Here is a 17,352-nt window from a genome sequence, read left to right as displayed (position 1 = left end):
AGCACTCAGACGTTGACGGTGCCGCGACCGATTTCCAGTGCACGCCCGCCGACCTGGATGCGTCCATCGGCCTGCACGTCCAGCAGCAGTCGGCACGGCCGGCCCATCTGATCGCCCTGCTCGACCAGGATGCTGGCCGGCAAGACGCGGCCTTGATGGCGCAGCCAGCCACCAAGGTTGGCGCAGGCCGAACCCGTGCCCGCATCTTCGTCCACGCCCCCGCCCGCCTTCGCAAAGAAATAGCGCGCCACCACCAGGTCGCGATCATCCTGGCGACGGCCTTCGTCGAACGCGAACAGGTAGCAGGTCTTGCGGCCCAGGCTGCTGGCCTGCCAGCGGTGCAGTTGGGTGGCATCGGGACGCGCGCGGCGCACGGCCTCGACGCTCTTGAGCGGCACCAGCAACTGATCGGCGCCGGTATCCACCCAGATCGGTTCGCCCAGCAGGTCATCGGGCTGCAATCCCATCAGGGCGGCAATGTCGGCGGCCGGCAGTTCGGGCGGCGCCGTGCGCACGCCGTCGGGGCACGGCGCAGTGAAGGTCCAGGCATCGCCGCGAGCCGTCACCGGCACGATGCCGGCCTTGAATTCCAGCGTCAGGGCATCGCCGGACTTGAGCAGATCGCGCAGCACCTGCGACGTGCCGATGGTGGGGTGGCCTGCGAACTTCATCTCGTAGCCGGGCGTGAAGATGCGCACCCGCGCATCGGCATGATCCGACGGCAGGATGAACGTGGTTTCAGACAGGTTGAATTGCGCCGCCAGGTTCAGCATGGTGGCGTCGTCCATGCCGCGCGCGTCTTCGAAGACGCAGAGTTGATTGCCGCTGAACGTGCTGGAGGCGAAGACGTTGATGAGACGAAACGCGTAGGTGGCCATGATCGGATAAAGCGAGGGAAGCCGCCCAGGCGGCGAAGGCCCTCACTTTATCGCATCGCGCTTACCAGATCGCGAAGAACAGCACCCAGGCCCAACAGAACGGCGCCAGGCCCGCCAGCAACACCAGCCAGGCCAATGCCTTCTTGAAGCGGCTGGCCGGACGCTGGTTCAACAGCCGCGCAAACAGGCGCAGGGTCCACAGCACCGCCAACGTCAGCAGCGTGAAGCGCACCGGTGCGGCCCAGGCGGCGCGCACGCCTTCATGCTTGAGCAGGTTGACCGTAGTGGCCGACAGGCCCAGGAACACGCCGATGCCGGCCGAAGGAATCAGCGCCTGGGCCAGCTTGTGCAGACCGGGGCGGAACCAGCCGCCGGCCGACGGCGTGGCCGAGGGCGCCGCAGGCACCAGGCGGTCGGCGATCCAGAGCGACAGGAAGCTGGCGCCGCCGACGATCACCGTGGCGCCGACCACGAACATCAGGATGCCCGCGCCATCGAGCCACGAGAAGCTGTCGTTCACTTCCGGATAGTGCGTCAGGATGAACCACGGCGCGTTGTCCATCAGCGGCCACAGGATGTCGTGTTCGACCAGCCAGGTGGCAGCCCATTGCTTGGCGGCCACATACCAGGGGCTGGCGCTCCAGAGGAACGCGCCCATGGCGATGCCCATCAGGCCAAAGCACAGCAAGGCAGTCTGCCAGGCATCGCCCTCGGCGACGTTGACGATTTCTTCTTCGGGCGAACGCGGCGTCAGCGCAATGGCGCCGCGATAGTCGCTGCAGCGGCCGCACATGTGGCAGTCGCCGGCGCCCTTCATGTGCCGCAAGGGCACCAGCGGCGCACAGTTGATGGGTTCGATCCGGATGACCGGATGACGCCACTTTTCTTCGTCGACCTTGAAGTGCCACGGCGCCAGCTTGGCCAGCACATTGAAGACGCCGTTGACCGGACAGAGGTACTTGCACCAGACGCGCTTGCTGCGACCGTAGCGCCAGCCGACGATCATGGCGGCCACCGTCGACCCGCCCAGCACCGCCAGCACCGCGAGCGGATACTGGTACACGCTCACAAGCTGGCCGTAGACGGTGGTGAGCGCGAAGGCCACGAACGGCCAGCCGCCCCACCGCATCCATTTCGGGATGGCACGCCCCTGGCCGCGTTCGCTGGCCCATTCGGTGAGCATGCCCTCCGGACAGAACCAACCGCACCAGGCCCGCCCCAGGATCGGCATCGAGATCAGCACGAACGGCCACCAGACACCCCAGAAGGCGAACTGCGCGACGATGGTGAGATTGTTGAACACCGATGCCGAATTGCCTGGCAAAGGCATGACGGCCGGGACGATCAGGAGGAAAGCGTATATCGCAACAATGCCCCACTGCAGCTTGCGTAGCAGTGGGGCATGGTCTCGAAGAAAGCCGGCGATACGGGAGGTTGCCCTCCCGAGTGCTGCTGCCATGGTTAAACCTTCATTAATTCAGTCCGGCAAAGGCGTCGGAATCAGGACGGTGCGCGGGCGGCGACGACCGGGGCCGGCTTGCCGCCCACCCAGCGCAGCAGCGCCCACACCACGATCCAGTACGCAACCCACAACAATACCGAAATCAAGGCCGGCAAGGCGCGGTACCCGGCAAAATCAGCCAGAATCTTGCCCACACCGGTGCTGTCGCTGAGCAACCAGGAACTATCCCAGACCGGGTCGATGATGGTCGGCAGCACATCCAGCGAAATCAGGTGATCCAGGCCGCCCACCAGCAGCGAACCGGCCAGCAGCAACAGCAGGATTTCGGTCACGCGGAAAAACCGGCGCCAGGTGATGAGCTTGCCGCCCAGCTGCAACAGCCAGAACGTCAGCAGCGCGACGATGAAGCCGGCCACGCCGGCCAGGGCCAGCATGAACATGCTGTTGCCGTCTTCGCCCGCGGCCACCGTGCCGTACAGGAACACCACGGTTTCACTGCCTTCACGCGCAACCGCAATGGCCACCAGGATGAACAGGCCCCACCAGTTGTCGCTGGCAACGGATGAGCGCGCACCGCTTTCAAGTTCGCCTTTGAGCGTGCGGCCGTGCTTTTTCATCCACACGACCATCTGCACCACCAGCGCGCACGCGGCCAACGACATCACGGCCTGGAACCATTCCTGCCCTTCGTCGCTGAGCCAGGACGACACGCCCAGCAGCACCAGCGCAAGCGCAACCGCCAGCGCCAGGCCGGCGGCCACGCCGCCCCACAGATACTTCAGTCCGCGCGCGCCTTCGGGCGTCGAGCGCAGCCAGGTGTACAGAATGCCCACCACCAGCATGGCTTCGACGCTTTCGCGCCAGACGATAAAGAGGACCTGTTCCATGTAATGCTGCCTGCCTATTCCTTGGCCTTGACGACCAGGGTGCCTTTCACCGACTGGTGAAAGTCATCGAAGAAGGGATACTCGCCGGGGCGCGAGATGGTGATGACCACGAAGGACTTCACGCCAGGGCCCAGCACTTTTTCCTTGCGCAGCGGAATGCTTTCGAATTCCACCGGCTCGTTGCTCTCGTTGATGAGCTCGATCTTGAAACGGCCCGCCGGGACTTCCAGCCGCGCGGGCTCGAAGGTGCCGTCGGGCTTGAACGTCAGGGTGAAGGTGGGCAGTTCGTCCGCCTGGGCGGGCGCCATGCCCGCCAAGCCGGCCACGCTGATCAACAGCGCGGCAACCACGCGTAGCAGGCGGCGCACGATCAGTAACCGCCCTTCTTGCCGGTGCCGGCATAGACGAATTCATAATCCAGTTCGATCGGCTCGAACCAGTCGCCCACACCGGTTTCCTTGTCGATGTGACGGCCGAAGTGGCTCATCTTGTTGGCCGTCGGCGGCAAGATCGTGTACTTCAGCTTGTACTTGCCCGGGCCTTCGAGCTTGATGTTTTCGCCGTAGTGCGGGCCGTCGTTGGCGACCATGGGCATGAAGGTGCCCTTTTGCACGTTCTGGCTGCCGACCTTCTGGATTTCGTAGTTCACGACCAGGTAGGGCACCCATTCGCCTTCCGGGAAACCGGTCTTGTTGCCGGCGGTGGCGTGGATGTCGGCCTCGAGGTGCACGTCGGAATCCTTGGCGGGACGCATCATCCCGGGCGGGTCCATTTCGATCGGCTGCAGATAGACCGCGCCGATTTCCATGCCGCCCTTCTCTACCGGCTTGCCGATGGGGTATTCAGCCGCTTGGGCGACGGACACGCTCAAACCGACAATGGCCAGCGCCAAGGCTTTCTTGATCATGGGGTATTCCTCGATACACGAATGAAACGGCGGTTCTGAAAAATATAAACAAGAACCGTTTGCATTAATGTAACGAAAAAAACTGACAAGCTCCTGAACTCAACAGCTGGAAAAGAGTCCGATTGTTGCGTCTCATCAAGCAAAAGAAAAGCCGGCGGGCCACTGCCACGCCGGCGTATCCAAGGCCGGGTCCGCGGCATTGCCGGGACCGGGCGCCCTGCCTTTTACTTGCGTCCGCCGCCTTGCGTACCGCCCGGGGTGAACGGGAAGGTCGAGAACATGGCGCGGGTCTGGTCTTGCATCTGGTCCTGCATCTGCACGAACAGGTTTTTGCTCTGGTCGATGTAGTTGTTCATCATGTTCTGCAGCATCGGGGTCTGCACGTTCATGAACTGGGTCCAGGCTTCGGGACCGAACTGGCTGCCGTACAGGCCCTTGGATTGTTCGGCCATGCGTTGCTGGATTTCCATGAAGGCCTGGATGTTCTTTTCCAGGTACGAACCCATGATGCCCTGCATGGCGTGGCCGTAGAAACGGATGATCTGCGACAGCATGTTCGACGAGAACATGGGCATGCCGCCGCTTTCTTCTTCCAGGATGATCTGCAGGAGAATGCTGCGCGTGAGGTCTTCGGCGCTCTTGGCGTCGACGACCTGGAATTCCTCATTGGCCAGAACCAGCTGCTTGACATCGGCCAGGGTGATGTAGGTGCTGGTCCGGGTGTCGTATAGACGACGGTTGGGGTACTTTTTAATCAGGCGCAGGCTGGCGCCGGTTTGTGCTTGCGTCATGTTTGTCCCCGGATCGGGCGATCTCTAAGACTTCGAATAGGTTGGAGTGTAATGCCGCAAGCCTTCTCCCCGAAGCTGCGCGGCGCGGAAGGGCCGCCCGCCGGGCGGCCCGTAGTGCGTCAGCCCATGTGCAGGCCGCCATTGAGCGAGAAATCCGCTCCGGTGGAAAAGCCGGATTCATCCGAAGCCAGCCACGACGTCATGGACGCGATTTCCTCGGGGGTACCCAGGCGGCGCACCGGGATGGTGGCGACGATCTTTTCCAGCACGTCCGGGCGGATGGCGCGGACCATGTCGGTGCCGATGTAGCCGGGCGAAATGGTGTTGACCGTGACGCCCTTGCTCGCGACTTCCTGGGCCAGCGCCATGGTGAAGCCATGGATGCCGGCCTTGGCCGTGGAGTAGTTGGTCTGGCCGAACTGGCCCTTCTGCCCGTTCACCGAGCTGATGTTGATGATGCGCCCCCATTGGCGCTCGACCATGCCGTCGATGACCTGCTTGGTCACGTTGAACAGGCTGTTCAGATTGGTGTCGATGACCGCGCGCCAATCGTCGGCGGTCATTTTGCGGAACAAGCCGTCGCGGGTGATGCCCGCGTTGTTGACCAGCACGTCCACCGGGCCCAATTCCGAGGTGACGCGTTCGAACGCGTCTACGGTGGACTCCCAGTCAGAGACATTGCCGACGGACGCATGGAACGTATAGCCCTGCGCCGCCTGTTCATCCAGCCATTGCTGGTAATTGCGGCTGGGGCCGCAGCCTGCCACGACGCGAAAGCCATCTTTGGCCAAGCGTTGGCAAATAGAGGTGCCGATACCGCCCATCCCGCCTGTAACGTAAGCCAGTTTTCCGCTCATTGGACTTCCTCCTGTGTGCGACGGACGCCTCGTTGATTGACTTTCTTATTGGCCTGGGCCCACCGCCTTTGCGGCTTCAGGCGGCCCTGACCTTCACATACCTGCCCGGCGCCGGCTCGATCGGCCGATACTGGGCATTGCCTGATTTTGTACGCGCCTTGACCTGCTTGCCGGAATGACCGGCCAGCCATTCGGTCCAGTCGGGCCACCAGCTGCCCGGCTTTTCCTGGGCCTGGGCCAGCCAGGCGTTGGGGTCGCCCGGCAAGGGCTGGCCCGCTTGCCCGGTATTGTCCGCTACCCAGTAACTGCGGCGCTTCTTGGCGGGAGGATTGACCACGCCCGCGATGTGGCCGGATGCGCCCAGCACGAACCGCTGCGGGCCACGCAGCACCTGCGTCGAGGCATAGGCCGAGACCCACGGCACGATGTGATCTTCGCGCGAACCGAAAATATACGCCGGCATCGTCAGGCGCGTCAGGTCCAGCGGCAGCCCGGCCGCCTGGGCCCGGCCCGGCACCTTCAGATTGTTCTCGAGGTAGGTATTGCGGAAGTACCACGAGAAGAACGGACCCGGCAGGTTGGTGCTGTCGCCATTCCAGAACAGCAGGTCGAAGGCGGGCGGCCGTTGGCCTTTCAGGTAGTTGCCGACGACGTAGTTCCAGACCAGTTCGTTGGGCCGCAGGAACGAGAAGGTGGTGGCCAGGTCGCGCCCGGGCATCAGCCCGCCGGCGCCCAGTTGGTGGTCGCGCCACAGCGCATGGGCTTCGTCGACGAAGACGTTGAGGATGCCGGTATCGTGAAAATCGAGCAGCGAGGTCAGCAGCGTGAGGGCCGCGACGGGATGCTCGCCGCGCGCTTCGGCCAGCGCCAGGGCAGAGGCCAGCATGGTGCCGCCGACGCAGAAACCCAGCGCGTTCACCTGCGGCTGCCGGGTGATGTCGCTGGCCACGCGCAGCGCCTGCAGCACCGCGTTGTCCAGGTAATCGGACCAGGTGGCGCGGTCGACGCCGTCGGTGTCGCTGGCCAGCGGGTTGCGCCAGGAAATCAGGAACACCGTGAAGCCCTGCTCGACCGCATGGCGCACGAAGGAATTGTCCGGCTGCAGGTCGAGGATGTAGAACTTGTTGATGTTCGGCGGCACGATCACCAGCGGGCGCTCGTGCACGGTGGCAGTAGCCGGCGAATACTGGATCAGCTGGAACAGCGGGTTTTCATACACCACGTCGCCCGGCGTGATCGCCACGTTGCGGCCGATCTCGAACTGGGTTTCGTCGGTCTGGGTGATGCGGCCTTTCTTGACGTCGCCGAGCAAGTTGGCCAGCCCTTCGTTCAGGGCGCGGCCGGCGCTTTCGACGATGGACTGCTGAGCATCGGGGTTCAGGGCCAGGAAATTGGACGGCGACAGCGCGTCGACCCATTGCATGATCGAAAAGCGCAGGCGGTCGCGCAGGGGTTCGCTGACCTGGGCGGCGTCGACCATGCGCGACATGGCGCGGGCGGACAGCAGATAGGTGTGCGCCATCAGCAGGTGCGAACCATTGGCAGCCCAGGCGTCGCCGGAAAAGCGGCGATCGGCCAGCGGAGCCAGCGCGCCGCGACGGGCGTCATCGCACAGGCGCTGCCACTCGCGAGAGAATTCAGCCTGGATGTCGGCCAGGACGTCCGGAGCCACGCTCACCGGAAGGGGCCCTGAGGCGGAGAGATTGGCATTCACTTCGACACCTTGTTATCGAGACTTCCCGATTGATGTTGCATGGCGGGTAAAGGGCTGTCAATGCGGGTATTCAATGAGGCCGGCAAGCCTGCCAGCCCTTTTACCAAGCCGCTTTGCGCGGGATCAAGCCGGGTCCAGCCAGGCCAGCAGCGCCATGCGTCCGGTCTCGCCATCGCGCCGGTACGAGAAGAAGCGCGCAGCGTCAGTGACGGTGCACAGGCCGCTCTGGCTGATCTCTTGTACCCCGGCGCGGCGCAGGCGGAAACCGGCCAGGCCGGCGAGGTCGGCCAGCCATTTGCCCGGCACGCCGGGCCGAGGACGAAAGTAGGACTCAGTCGCGGGGTCGTCCGCCATGAAGGCGTCGAGCACGTCGCGCCCGACCTCGAACGCCTCGGGTCCGATGCCGGGGCCGACCCACGCGCGCCAGGCCGTGGCCTGGGGCGCCTTGGCGCGCATGGCGGCCAGGGTGTTTTCCAGCACGCCGCCGGCCAGGCCGCGCCAGCCGGCGTGCGCGGTTCCCAGCACGCGGCCGTCGGCATCGGCCATGACCACCGGCAGGCAGTCGGCCGCCATCGCGACCAGCACCCGGCCCGGCTGCGTCGTGACGCTGGCGTCCAGCGTAGGCTCGGGCGGCACGTCGGCCTGGTCGGCGTCGATGACGTCGCTGCTGTGCACCTGGCGCAGCCAGAGCGGCTCGCCCGGCAGGGCCGCGCGCAGGCGGCGGCGGTTTTCGGCCACCGTGTCGGGGTGGTCGCCAGCGCGCAGGCCCAGGTTCAGGGTGTCGTGCGGGGCGACGCCCACGCCACCCGCGCGGGTGGTGCAGAAATAGTTGACGCCGGCCCAGGCGGGGCCGGTCACCACGGGCAAGCCTTGAATCACGCGTTCCATGTGATCGCTTCCTGGACCAGGGTCATGTCCGCCGGGACCGGGGCGGCGAATTGAACTTCGCCGCGGCCGCCCGGATCGTCGAAATGCAGGGCGCGGGCGTGCAGCATCTGCCGCGTGGCACCCGCGATGTTCTTGCCGCCATAGATGGTGTCGGCCAGGAGCGGATGCCCCAGGCTGGCCATGTGCACCCGGATCTGGTGCGTGCGGCCGGTTTCCAGGCGGCACACCACTTCGGTGACGCGCCCGCCGGGGTCGACCTGGCCGCGACGGGCGGGCGTGTAATGCGTGATGGCCGGCTTGGGCGCCACGGGGCGTTCGACGCTCATGCGCACCGGCACGCGCGGATCACGGCCGATCGGGCGGTCGACCTTGCCGGCCGCGGCCGCCCAGCCATGCGCCAGGGCGATGTACTCGCGGCCCATGCTGCGGGCCTGCAACTGGCGTACCAGATGGGTCTGCGCGATTTCGTTGCGCGCCACGACCATCAGGCCGGAGGTGTCTTTGTCCAGCCGGTGAACGATGCCGGCGCGCGCCACATGAGCCAGTTCGGGGTAGCGGTGCAACAGGCCGTTGAGCAGCGTGCCGCTCCAGTTGCCGGCGCCGGGATGCACCACCAGGCCGGCCGGCTTGTTGACCACGATCCAGTCGGGGCTTTCGTCGACCACCGGGAAATCGATGGCTTCGGGGGCGAACGCAAGGGTTTCGGGGGCGGGCTGGGCCCAGACGGTGATCTCGTCGCCCGGGCCGACGGTCTGGCGGACCTTGCCGGGCGTGCCATTGACGTGGACGTTGCCGGCTTCGATCCAGCCTTGCAGGCGGCTGCGGGAGTGGTCCGGCAACAGGCCGGCCAGCACCTTGTCCAGCCGGTCGGCGCGCGTGCCCGACGGCACCGTTACAAGTTGCGGCTCACCCCGGTTTTCGCCCGGATTTTCGCCAGGAAGACCCAGGAGTTCATCGTCGGAAACGAGATCTGCGCTGATGGCTGTATCAGACATGGAGACAAATCATATAATCAGCCTGCCATGCTAACACCAAGGATACGATTCTCGTGATTCACCACTCCGCAGCTCCCTTGAACCCCGCCTCCCGAAGCGGGTCGGTTTTGCGCGTGGTTATCGCGCTATTTGCCGTTATCGCCATTGCCGGTTGCGGCTCGACCAACAGCAAGTACGACAAGACCACCAACTGGAGCGCCGAACAGCTGTACGCCGACGCCAAGGCGGAAATCTCGTCCGGGGGCTGGAAAGAAGCCCGCGAGCGCCTGACCGCCATCGAAAGCCGCTACCCCTTCGGCGTCTACGCCCAGCAGGCCTTGCTTGAGCTGGCCTACGTCAACTGGAAAGACGGTGAAAACGAACAAGCCCTGGCCGCGATCGACCGCTTCCAGCAGCTCTACCCCAACCACCCCGGCACCGACTACGCCCTTTACCTGAAGGGCCTGATCAACTTCACGCCGGCCAGCGCCTTCATGAGCAGCCTGACCGGCCAGGATCCGGCCGAACGCGACCCCAAGGGCCTGCGCGCGTCCTACGACGCCTTCAACGAGCTGATCAAGCGCTACCCGGACAGCAAGTACACGCCGGATGCCGAAAAGCGCGTTGCCTGGCTGGTCAACACCATCGCCATGAACGAAGTGCACGTGGCGCGCTACTACTATGAGCGTGGCGCCTACATTGCCGCGGCCAACCGCGCGCAGACCGTCATCACCGACTTCGAAGGCGCCCCCGCCACCGAAGAAGCGCTCTACCTGATGGTGCAGTCCTACGACAAGCTCGGCATGACCGAACTGAAGAACGACTCGCAGCGCGTATTCGACAAGAACTTCCCCAACAGCTCGTTCAAGGACAAGGGCCTGAAGGCCGACAAGAGCTGGTGGAACCCGTTCAACTGATCGGCCACCGCATGGGAAAAAAAGCCCCTCGATTTCTCGAGGGGCTTTTTTATTCCTGCTTGCGGCGGTAGAAGGCCAGCACCTCTTCCAATTCGCGCGTTCGCGCGAATGGCGGCAGGCCGCGCCATAGCTGCTTGCCGTACGGTTTTTCGACCAGGCGGGCATCGCCCACCATCAGCACGCCCCAATCGGCTTCGGTACGGATCAGGCGTCCGGCGCCCTGCTTGAGCGAAATGGCGGCCTCGGGCAACTGGTATTCCGAGAACGGATTGCCGCCCTGGGCGCGGCAGGCCCGCAGGCGCGCCTCGATCACGGGGTCGTCGGGCGGCGCGAACGGCAGCTTGTCGATGGCCACCAGGGTCAGCACGTCGCCGGGCAGGTCGATCCCTTCCCAGAAGCTTGCGCTGCCCACCAGCACCGGGTGGGTCAGCTTGCAGAAGCGGTCGAGCAGGTCGCGGCGCGTGCCCTCGCCCTGCTTGAGCAGCGGCCAGTCGTGGCCGGCATCGTCGAAAGCGTCGGCCAGCAGGTTGGCGACCTTGTCCACGGCGCGCAGCGTCGTGCACAGCACCAGCGTACCGCCGGGGCTGGCCTCGAGCAGCGGCAGCAGCGTCTGGACGAAGCGGTCCAGGAACTGCGGCGACTGGGGTTCGGGCATGCCACGCGGCACGAACAGCAGCGCCTGCTGCGGGTAGTCGAAAGGCGATTCCCATTTGCCGGTGCGCGCGCGCTCCAGGCCCAGCTGGCTGGTGAAATGATGGAATTCGCCGTTCACCGACAAGGTGGCCGACGTCATGATCCAGGCCTGGCCCGGCTTGCGGTATTTGGAGAACGCCTGGGCCACCGACAGCGGCGCCGAATGCAGGCGCACGTGATGCAGGCCGTGTTCGACCCAGCGCACCGCCGGGCCGGTCCATTCGACGGCGGCGGCTGCGCCTTCCAGAATGGCGGTCGGCGTGGACAGGCCATCGCCCAGCGCAGCGGCGGGCGGCTCGGGCGCCTGGTTGTCGCGGCCCCAGCCTTCGTCGTCAAAGCCCGAGCCGCCGCGCCCGGGCGTGGCCCAGCGTTTCAGGCGCACGGAGATCTCGGCGCCGGTGCGCGCGGCGGCCACCAGGTCGGGGTGGCGCTCGGCGACGGACCCGAGCGCGTTGGTGGCGGTGTCCACCGCTTCGCGCAGCACCGCCAGCGCGGTGTCGAACTCATCGGCGTTGGGAATGGCCTCGAACGTGGCCTTGCGGCCCGGCAGGCGTTCCAGCGGCGCACAGGCCAGCCGCAGCTCGCGCGCGGCGGTTTCCAGATGGCGCGAGATGTCGCTCCATTTGGTGGCTTCGCGCGCATAGGCCAGGCCGGCGACTTCCAGCGCCCGGCCGAAATCCATGAGCTGGTGCGTGGACACGCTGCTGCCCAGAAAGCGCGTGGCGGTGTCCGGCAGTTGATGCGCTTCGTCGAAGATGACGGTGTCGGCTTCGGGCAGCAGGTCGGTGACGCCCTCTTCGCGCAGCACCAGGTCGGCCATGAAGAGCGCATGGTTGACCACCACCACGTCGGCTTCCTGGGCCTGGCGGCGGGCCTTGACCACGAAGCAGTCGCGGATGCGCGGGCATTCCTGGCCCAGGCAGTTTTCGCGGGTCGAGGTGACGCGCTGCCAGATGTCGGCGTCTTCGGGCACCTGGGCCAGGTCGCCGCGATCGCCGGTCTTGGAAATGCCGGCAAACACCTGGATCTGGCGCAGTTGCTGGATCTCGGAGCGCGACTTCAGCGCCCGGTCATCGCCCTGCAGACGATCAAGGTGATAGTGGCAGACGTAGTTGCCGCGGCCCTTGAGCAGGGCGGCCGTGACCGGCGCCGCCAGGGCAGCGCGCACGCGCGGCAGGTCGCGGGAAAAAAGCTGGTCCTGCAGCGTGCGGGTGCCGGTGGAAATCAGCACCTTGCCGCCCTGGATGAACGCGGGTACAAGATAGGCCCAGGTCTTGCCGATGCCGGTGCCGGCCTCGGCCACCAGCGTGGCGCGGTCGGAGATGGCCTGGCCGATGGCCTGGGCCAGCTCGACTTGCGACGGGCGTGGCTTGTAGCCGGGCATGGCCGACGCAAGCGGCCCGTCCTCGGCGAAGAATTCGGATATGTCCAGGTCCAGCATTGAAACAGCCTAGTGTCGAAGTCAACCGTGCCGGTCGACGGTCGGGGCGCCAGACACTGATGGTGGGAAAGGACCAAATGATACCCGCTGCGGCCGCGCTTTTCCGCTTGCCATGTCGCGGTCGCCCCCTGTCGCAGGGACGGATCGGTCACCCCTGGCACGTTCTGTAACAGTGGCTTATGGCACAATCCGCCCCTTGTTTTTCCTTTTTGCCGTCGTATCGAGATGTCTGAAACTTCCGTTATCACGAACGTCGCCGCCGGCGTCGACAATGCCCGTATCGTTGCCCAGCTCGCCACCGAGCTCGGAGCACGCGCCTCCCAGATCGCTTCGGCGGTCGAACTGCTGGATGACGGCGCCACCGTGCCCTTCATCGCGCGCTACCGCAAGGAAGCCACCGGCGGCCTGGACGACACCGTCCTGCGCAACCTGGAAGTGCGCCTGGGTTATCTGCGCGAGCTCGAAGAACGCCGCGGCGCGATCCTCGAATCCATCTCGCAGCAAGGCAAGCTCACGCCCGAACTGCAGCAGGAAATCTCCACCGCCGATACCAAGCAGCGCCTGGAAGACTTGTACGCGCCGTACAAGCCCAAGCGCCGCACGCGCGCCCAGATCGCCCGCGAGGCCGGCCTGGAACCGCTGGCCGACGCCATCCTGGCCGACACGGCCTGCGACCCGGCCGCGCTGGCCGCGCAATACCTGAACCCCGAAGCCGCGATCAACGACGCCAAGACGGCGCTGGATGGCGCGCGCGACATCCTGGCCGAGCGCTACGCCGAAAATGCGGACCTGCTGGCCGACATGCGCGAGCATCTCTGGTCCACCGGCCTGCTGTATTCCAAGATGGTCGACGGCAAGGAAACCGAAGGCGCCAACTTCCGCGACTGGTTCGACTTCAACGAACCGCTGCGCACGCTGCCTTCGCATCGCATCCTGGCGCTGCTGCGCGGCCGCCAGCAAGGCGTGCTGGAAATCCGCCTGGGCCTGGAAGCCGAACTCGAAGCGCAACTGCCCCACCCTTGCGTGGCGCGCGTGGCCAACTTCCTGAAGCTGGGCAATGGCCTGTTCGCGCTGGACGCCTCGCCGCGCGCCCGCTGGCTGGGCGAAGTGTGCCGCTGGACCTGGCGCGTCAAGCTGGTCACGGCGTTCGAAAGCGAGCTGATCGGCCGCCTGCGCGAAACCGCGGAAGCCGAAGCCATCCGCGTGTTCGCCGCCAACCTCAAGGACCTGCTGCTGGCCGCGCCGGCCGGCCCCAAGGCCGTGCTGGGCCTGGACCCGGGCATCCGCACCGGCTGCAAGGTGGCGGTCATCGACCAGACCGGCAAGGTCGTCGACACCACCACCGTCTACCCGTTCGAACCGCGCCGCGACCGCGACGGCACCATCAACACGCTGGCCGCGCTGGTGGCCCGCCACAAGGTCGACCTGATCGCCATCGGCAACGGCACCGCCTCGCGTGAAAGCGAGAAGCTGGTGGGCGACATGATGGAACGCTTCCCCGACCTGAAGGTGACCCGCGTGGTCGTGTCCGAAGCCGGTGCATCCGTCTACTCGGCGTCCGAGATGGCCGCCCAGGAATTCCCCGACCTGGACGTGACGCTGCGCGGCGCCGTGTCCATCGCCCGCCGCCTGCAGGACCCCCTGGCCGAACTGGTCAAGATCGACCCCAAGGCCATTGGCGTGGGCCAGTACCAGCACGACGTCAACCAGCGCGAGCTGGCCCGTTCGCTGGACGCCGTGGTCGAAGACTGCGTGAACGCCGTCGGCGTGGACGTCAACACCGCGTCTGCCGCCCTGCTGGCGCGCGTGTCGGGCCTGAACTCGTCGCTGGCCAAGAACATCGTGGCCTGGCGCGACGAAAACGGCGCCTTCCCCACGCGCGACATCCTGCGCAAAGTGCCGCGCTTTGGCGACAAGGCCTTTGAACAGGCCGCGGGCTTCTTGCGCATTCCCAATGGCGACAACCCGCTGGACGCGTCGTCGGTGCACCCGGAAGCCTATCCGGTGGTCGAGCGCATCGTCGCCAAGATCAAGGCCGAGGTGAAGCAGATCATCGGCCAGCGCGAGGCCCTGAAGGGCGTGTCGCCGTCGGACTTCACCGACGAGCGCTTCGGCCTGCCGACCGTGCGCGACATCTTCGCCGAACTCGAAAAGCCCGGCCGCGATCCGCGTCCGGAATTCAAGACCGCGCAGTTCAAGGAAGGCGTCGAAACGCTGAACGACCTGTTCCCCGGCATGGTGCTGGAAGGCGTGGTCACCAACGTGGCCAACTTTGGCGCGTTCGTCGACATCGGCGTGCACCAGGACGGCCTGGTCCACATTTCGGCGCTGGCCGAGAAGTTCGTGAAGGATCCGCGCGACGTCGTGCGTGTGGGCCAGACGGTCAGCGTGAAGGTGCTGGAAGTGGACGTGGCGCGCAAGCGCGTGGCCCTGACCATGCGCATGAACGATGCCGCCGTGCCTGCACGGCGCGGCTCGGACGCCCCGGCCAAGGGCGGCGACCGCCCCGGCCGCCGTCCGCAAGGCGACAGCGGCCGCGGCAACGCAGGCGGCGGCGTCGCGATGAACAGCGCCATGGCCGACGCGTTCGCCAAGCTCAAACGCTGATCTTGCCCTGGCCTGCCCTCACAAGGCAGCCAGGACGCAACCGGCAGGTCCCCAACCGGCGCTCAGGCGCCGGTTGTCATTTCAGGGTGTCACTTCGGGGTGCCACTTCGGGGCGTCACTTCGGGGCGTCATTTCGGGGTTGTCATTCAACTAAGGACTTTCCCGCAATGGGCCGATTTCCTTGCGATCCCTCAAGCCCTGCGCAATAAAAATAAGAGAAAATATCGAATTGTGTCCAAATAATAAAACGCCGTTGGCCTCGGACCGGCACGGCGACAGCAGACCCACGATCAGGCGAGCGGCGGCGCAAGCGTCTATCGGGTAGAAGCACAAGAACAACATGCGCCATACCCTGAGAGACCGGAGATCCGTCCGCCATGCGCAATACCATTACGCTTGCCGCCAATGAAGCGGCAACCATTACCGAAAAAGAAGCGAGCCTGAGCGGCGCCTACAACGAAGTCACGCTGGGCCAGTACGCCCACCTGACCGTGGACGGCGCCGAAGTCACCTTCAAGCACATCACCCTGGAACGCCTGGGTAGCCGCGTGATCGAACTGGTCAACGGCGCCCAGCTGCACGTGGGCGCGCTGGGCTTTGCCAGCATGGGCGCCAGCATCGTGTATCGCATCGGCGCCGGCTGCGCGCTGATCTTCGACGCCAGCCAATGGGACCCGGAAGTGGTCGCCAACACCACGTTCGATTTCGTCAGCCAGGGCAGCGGCACGCTGAAGTATTTTCCGTTCATCAACCCGGAATGGCTGGATTGCCCGAACGTCACCGGCTATTCGTCGGGCGACATGCTGGAGATCGCGGGCCAGGGCAGCGCCCAGCGCTTTCAGGTGCGCGACGGCCGCATCGTGAGCAGCGCGACGCGCTGAACGGCAGCGCCGGAACCCATGAAAAAGGCGCCGCTGACGCGGCGCCTGGACAAACCTTGAACAGGCGGCGCAGTGCGCGCCGCCCAACGCGCGCTTATTCCTGCGACATCGACGCCAGCGCTTCGCGCGCCTTGGCCAGCAAGGCCTGGGCATCGCCCTGGGCGCCGGCCGGCGCCGTGGCCACGGCCACGCCATCGAGCACGGCGGCCGGGCCGGCGTCGGTGGTTTGCAGCAGCGTGTCGGGCGATTCGGCCTGCAGGCGGCGCATCAGCGCCCCGGCTTCCTTGGGGTCGGCAAAGCCTTGCGACAGCAGCAGTTCTTCGCCATCGGCCGCCAGCAGGCGGAAGCGGAAGCTGCCGTCTTCGTCGCGGAAGCTGACAAAGCGCGCGCCCTTGCCCTTTTCCTTCTTGGCCTGCGTGCTCTTGGCCGGCGCCTGGGCGTTCAGGTTGCGCAGGCCCACGGCTTCGCGCAGTTCGCGCATCATCGGCACGGCCAGTTTGCGGGCCTTGACGGCGCCGGCCTGCAGCACGTCTTCGATGCGGCCGGGGTTGGCCATCAGGTCGAAGTAGCGCTCGCGCATCGGCGCCAGCAGGTTTTCAAGATGGTCGTACAGCGCCTGCTTGGCTTCGCCCCAGCCCAGCCCTTCTTCGAGCTGCTTGCGGAAGGCGGCGGCCTCGGCCTGCGTGGCGAAGGCGCGGTAGATGGTGTACAGGTGCGAGCCTTCGGCGTCCTTGGGCTGGCCGGGCTCGAGCGAGTCGGTCACGATGCGCATGATCGAGGCGCGCAGCGCCTTGGCGCCGCCTTCGAACAGCGGAATCGTGTTGTTGTAGCTCTTGGACATCTTGCGGCCGTCCAGCCCCGGCAAGGTGGCCACGTCTTCTTCGATGGCGACCTCGGGCAGCGTGAAGTAATCGCGGCCGTACAGGTGGTTGAAGCGCTGGGCGATGTCGCGCGCCATTTCCAGATGCTGGATCTGGTCGCGCCCCACCGGCACCTTGTTGGCATTGAACATCACGATGTCCGCCGCCATCAGCACCGGGTACGAGAACAGCCCCATCGTCACGCCGTCGTCGGGGTCCACGCCCTTGGCCACGTTCTGGTCGACCGATGCCTTGTACGCGTGCGCGCGGTTCATCAGGCCTTTGGCCGTGACGCAGGTCAGCAGCCAGCTCAGCTCGGGAATTTCGGGAATGTCGGATTGGCGATAGAACGTGACGCGTTCGGGGTCCAGTCCGACCGCCAGCCAGGTGGCGGCGATCTCGAGCCGCGAGCGCGCGACGCGGGCCGGATCATCGCACTTGATCAGCGCATGGTAGTCGGCCAGGAAGAAAAACGCGTCGACACCCGGTTGCGTGCTGGCCTGGACCGCAGGGCGGATCGCGCCGGCGTAGTTGCCAAGGTGGGGAGTTCCGGAGGTGGTGATGCCAGTGAGGACGCGGGTATTCATGGACGATG

15 protein-coding genes are annotated in these 17,352 nt (G+C 65.7%); 3 read left to right on the top strand and 12 right to left on the bottom strand.

What is annotated here, in order from left to right; genetic code table 11:
* Window positions 1-5: 5 nt before the first annotated feature.
* The 10 genes from HV798_RS02035 to HV798_RS01990 form a co-directional block, all read right to left on the bottom strand.
* Window positions 6-878: a PhzF family phenazine biosynthesis protein gene (locus HV798_RS02035; protein WP_175195883.1), complete on the bottom strand. Its 873-nt coding sequence runs from the start codon at window positions 876-878 to the stop codon at window positions 6-8.
* A gap of 61 nt (window positions 879-939) precedes the next feature.
* The gene (locus HV798_RS02030; RefSeq protein WP_175195882.1) at window positions 940-2,337 is read right to left on the bottom strand and encodes a 4Fe-4S binding protein; all 1,398 of its coding nucleotides are present in this window, start codon (window positions 2,335-2,337) and stop codon (window positions 940-942) included.
* A gap of 41 nt (window positions 2,338-2,378) precedes the next feature.
* Window positions 2,379-3,227, bottom strand: a complete 849-nt coding sequence (locus HV798_RS02025; protein WP_175195880.1) for an FTR1 family iron permease — start codon at window positions 3,225-3,227, stop codon at window positions 2,379-2,381.
* A gap of 14 nt (window positions 3,228-3,241) precedes the next feature.
* Complete coding sequence (locus tag HV798_RS02020; protein WP_042885617.1) at window positions 3,242-3,601, bottom strand: cupredoxin domain-containing protein; 360 nt, start codon at window positions 3,599-3,601, stop codon at window positions 3,242-3,244.
* Window positions 3,598-4,134, bottom strand: a complete 537-nt coding sequence (locus tag HV798_RS02015; protein WP_025140128.1) for an iron transporter — start codon at window positions 4,132-4,134, stop codon at window positions 3,598-3,600. Before HV798_RS02015 ends, HV798_RS02020 begins: the two co-directional genes overlap by 4 nt.
* Window positions 4,135-4,358: 224 nt before the next feature.
* Window positions 4,359-4,925 (bottom strand): polyhydroxyalkanoate synthesis repressor PhaR, encoded by a 567-nt coding sequence (phaR, locus tag HV798_RS02010; protein ID WP_025140127.1) that lies wholly within the window; start codon window positions 4,923-4,925, stop codon window positions 4,359-4,361.
* Between the two features lie 119 nt (window positions 4,926-5,044).
* Window positions 5,045-5,782 (bottom strand): acetoacetyl-CoA reductase, encoded by a 738-nt coding sequence (phbB, locus tag HV798_RS02005; protein ID WP_175195878.1) that lies wholly within the window; start codon window positions 5,780-5,782, stop codon window positions 5,045-5,047.
* A gap of 76 nt (window positions 5,783-5,858) precedes the next feature.
* Window positions 5,859-7,496, bottom strand: a complete 1,638-nt coding sequence (locus HV798_RS02000; RefSeq protein WP_175195876.1) for a PHA/PHB synthase family protein — start codon at window positions 7,494-7,496, stop codon at window positions 5,859-5,861.
* A gap of 123 nt (window positions 7,497-7,619) precedes the next feature.
* Window positions 7,620-8,384 carry a peptidoglycan editing factor PgeF gene (gene pgeF, locus HV798_RS01995; protein WP_175195874.1) on the bottom strand — a complete coding sequence of 255 codons (765 nt, stop codon included), beginning with the start codon at window positions 8,382-8,384 and terminating at the stop codon, window positions 7,620-7,622.
* The gene (locus HV798_RS01990; RefSeq protein ID WP_175195872.1) at window positions 8,372-9,379 is read right to left on the bottom strand and encodes an RluA family pseudouridine synthase; all 1,008 of its coding nucleotides are present in this window, start codon (window positions 9,377-9,379) and stop codon (window positions 8,372-8,374) included. The genes pgeF and HV798_RS01990 overlap by 13 nt, the downstream gene beginning before the upstream one ends.
* 107 nt (window positions 9,380-9,486) lie before the next feature.
* Between HV798_RS01990 and HV798_RS01985 the strand changes: the two genes are divergently transcribed.
* On the top strand, window positions 9,487-10,275 hold the full coding sequence (locus HV798_RS01985) for an outer membrane protein assembly factor BamD (RefSeq protein ID WP_025140122.1): 789 nt from the start codon (window positions 9,487-9,489) through the stop codon (window positions 10,273-10,275).
* A gap of 49 nt (window positions 10,276-10,324) precedes the next feature.
* On the opposite strand, the gene yoaA is transcribed toward HV798_RS01985, so the two are convergent.
* Window positions 10,325-12,409 (bottom strand): DNA repair helicase YoaA, encoded by a 2,085-nt coding sequence (yoaA, locus tag HV798_RS01980; protein ID WP_175195870.1) that lies wholly within the window; start codon window positions 12,407-12,409, stop codon window positions 10,325-10,327.
* Window positions 12,410-12,634: 225 nt separating this feature from the next.
* Between yoaA and tex the strand changes: the two genes are divergently transcribed.
* Both tex and HV798_RS01970 read left to right on the top strand, forming a co-directional pair.
* Complete coding sequence (tex, locus tag HV798_RS01975; RefSeq protein ID WP_175195868.1) at window positions 12,635-15,016, top strand: RNA-binding transcriptional accessory protein Tex; 2,382 nt, start codon at window positions 12,635-12,637, stop codon at window positions 15,014-15,016.
* Window positions 15,017-15,393: 377 nt separating this feature from the next.
* A complete protein-coding gene (locus tag HV798_RS01970; protein WP_175195866.1) occupies window positions 15,394-15,897 on the top strand; it encodes a hypothetical protein in 504 nt (167 codons plus the stop codon).
* 94 nt (window positions 15,898-15,991) lie between these two features.
* Here the strand turns inward: HV798_RS01970 and HV798_RS01965 are convergent, their stop codons facing one another.
* Entirely contained in the window at window positions 15,992-17,344 is a 1,353-nt protein-coding gene (locus HV798_RS01965) for a tryptophan--tRNA ligase (RefSeq protein ID WP_175195864.1), read from the bottom strand.
* Window positions 17,345-17,352: the final 8 nt, after the last annotated feature.

The sequence above is a fragment of the Achromobacter deleyi genome, from assembly GCF_902859705.1.
Classification (GTDB): Bacteria; Pseudomonadota; Gammaproteobacteria; order Burkholderiales; family Burkholderiaceae_B; genus Achromobacter; species Achromobacter deleyi.
The sequence above is the reverse complement of the archived record's forward strand: the minus strand, read 5'-3'. Positions and strand labels throughout refer to the sequence as shown.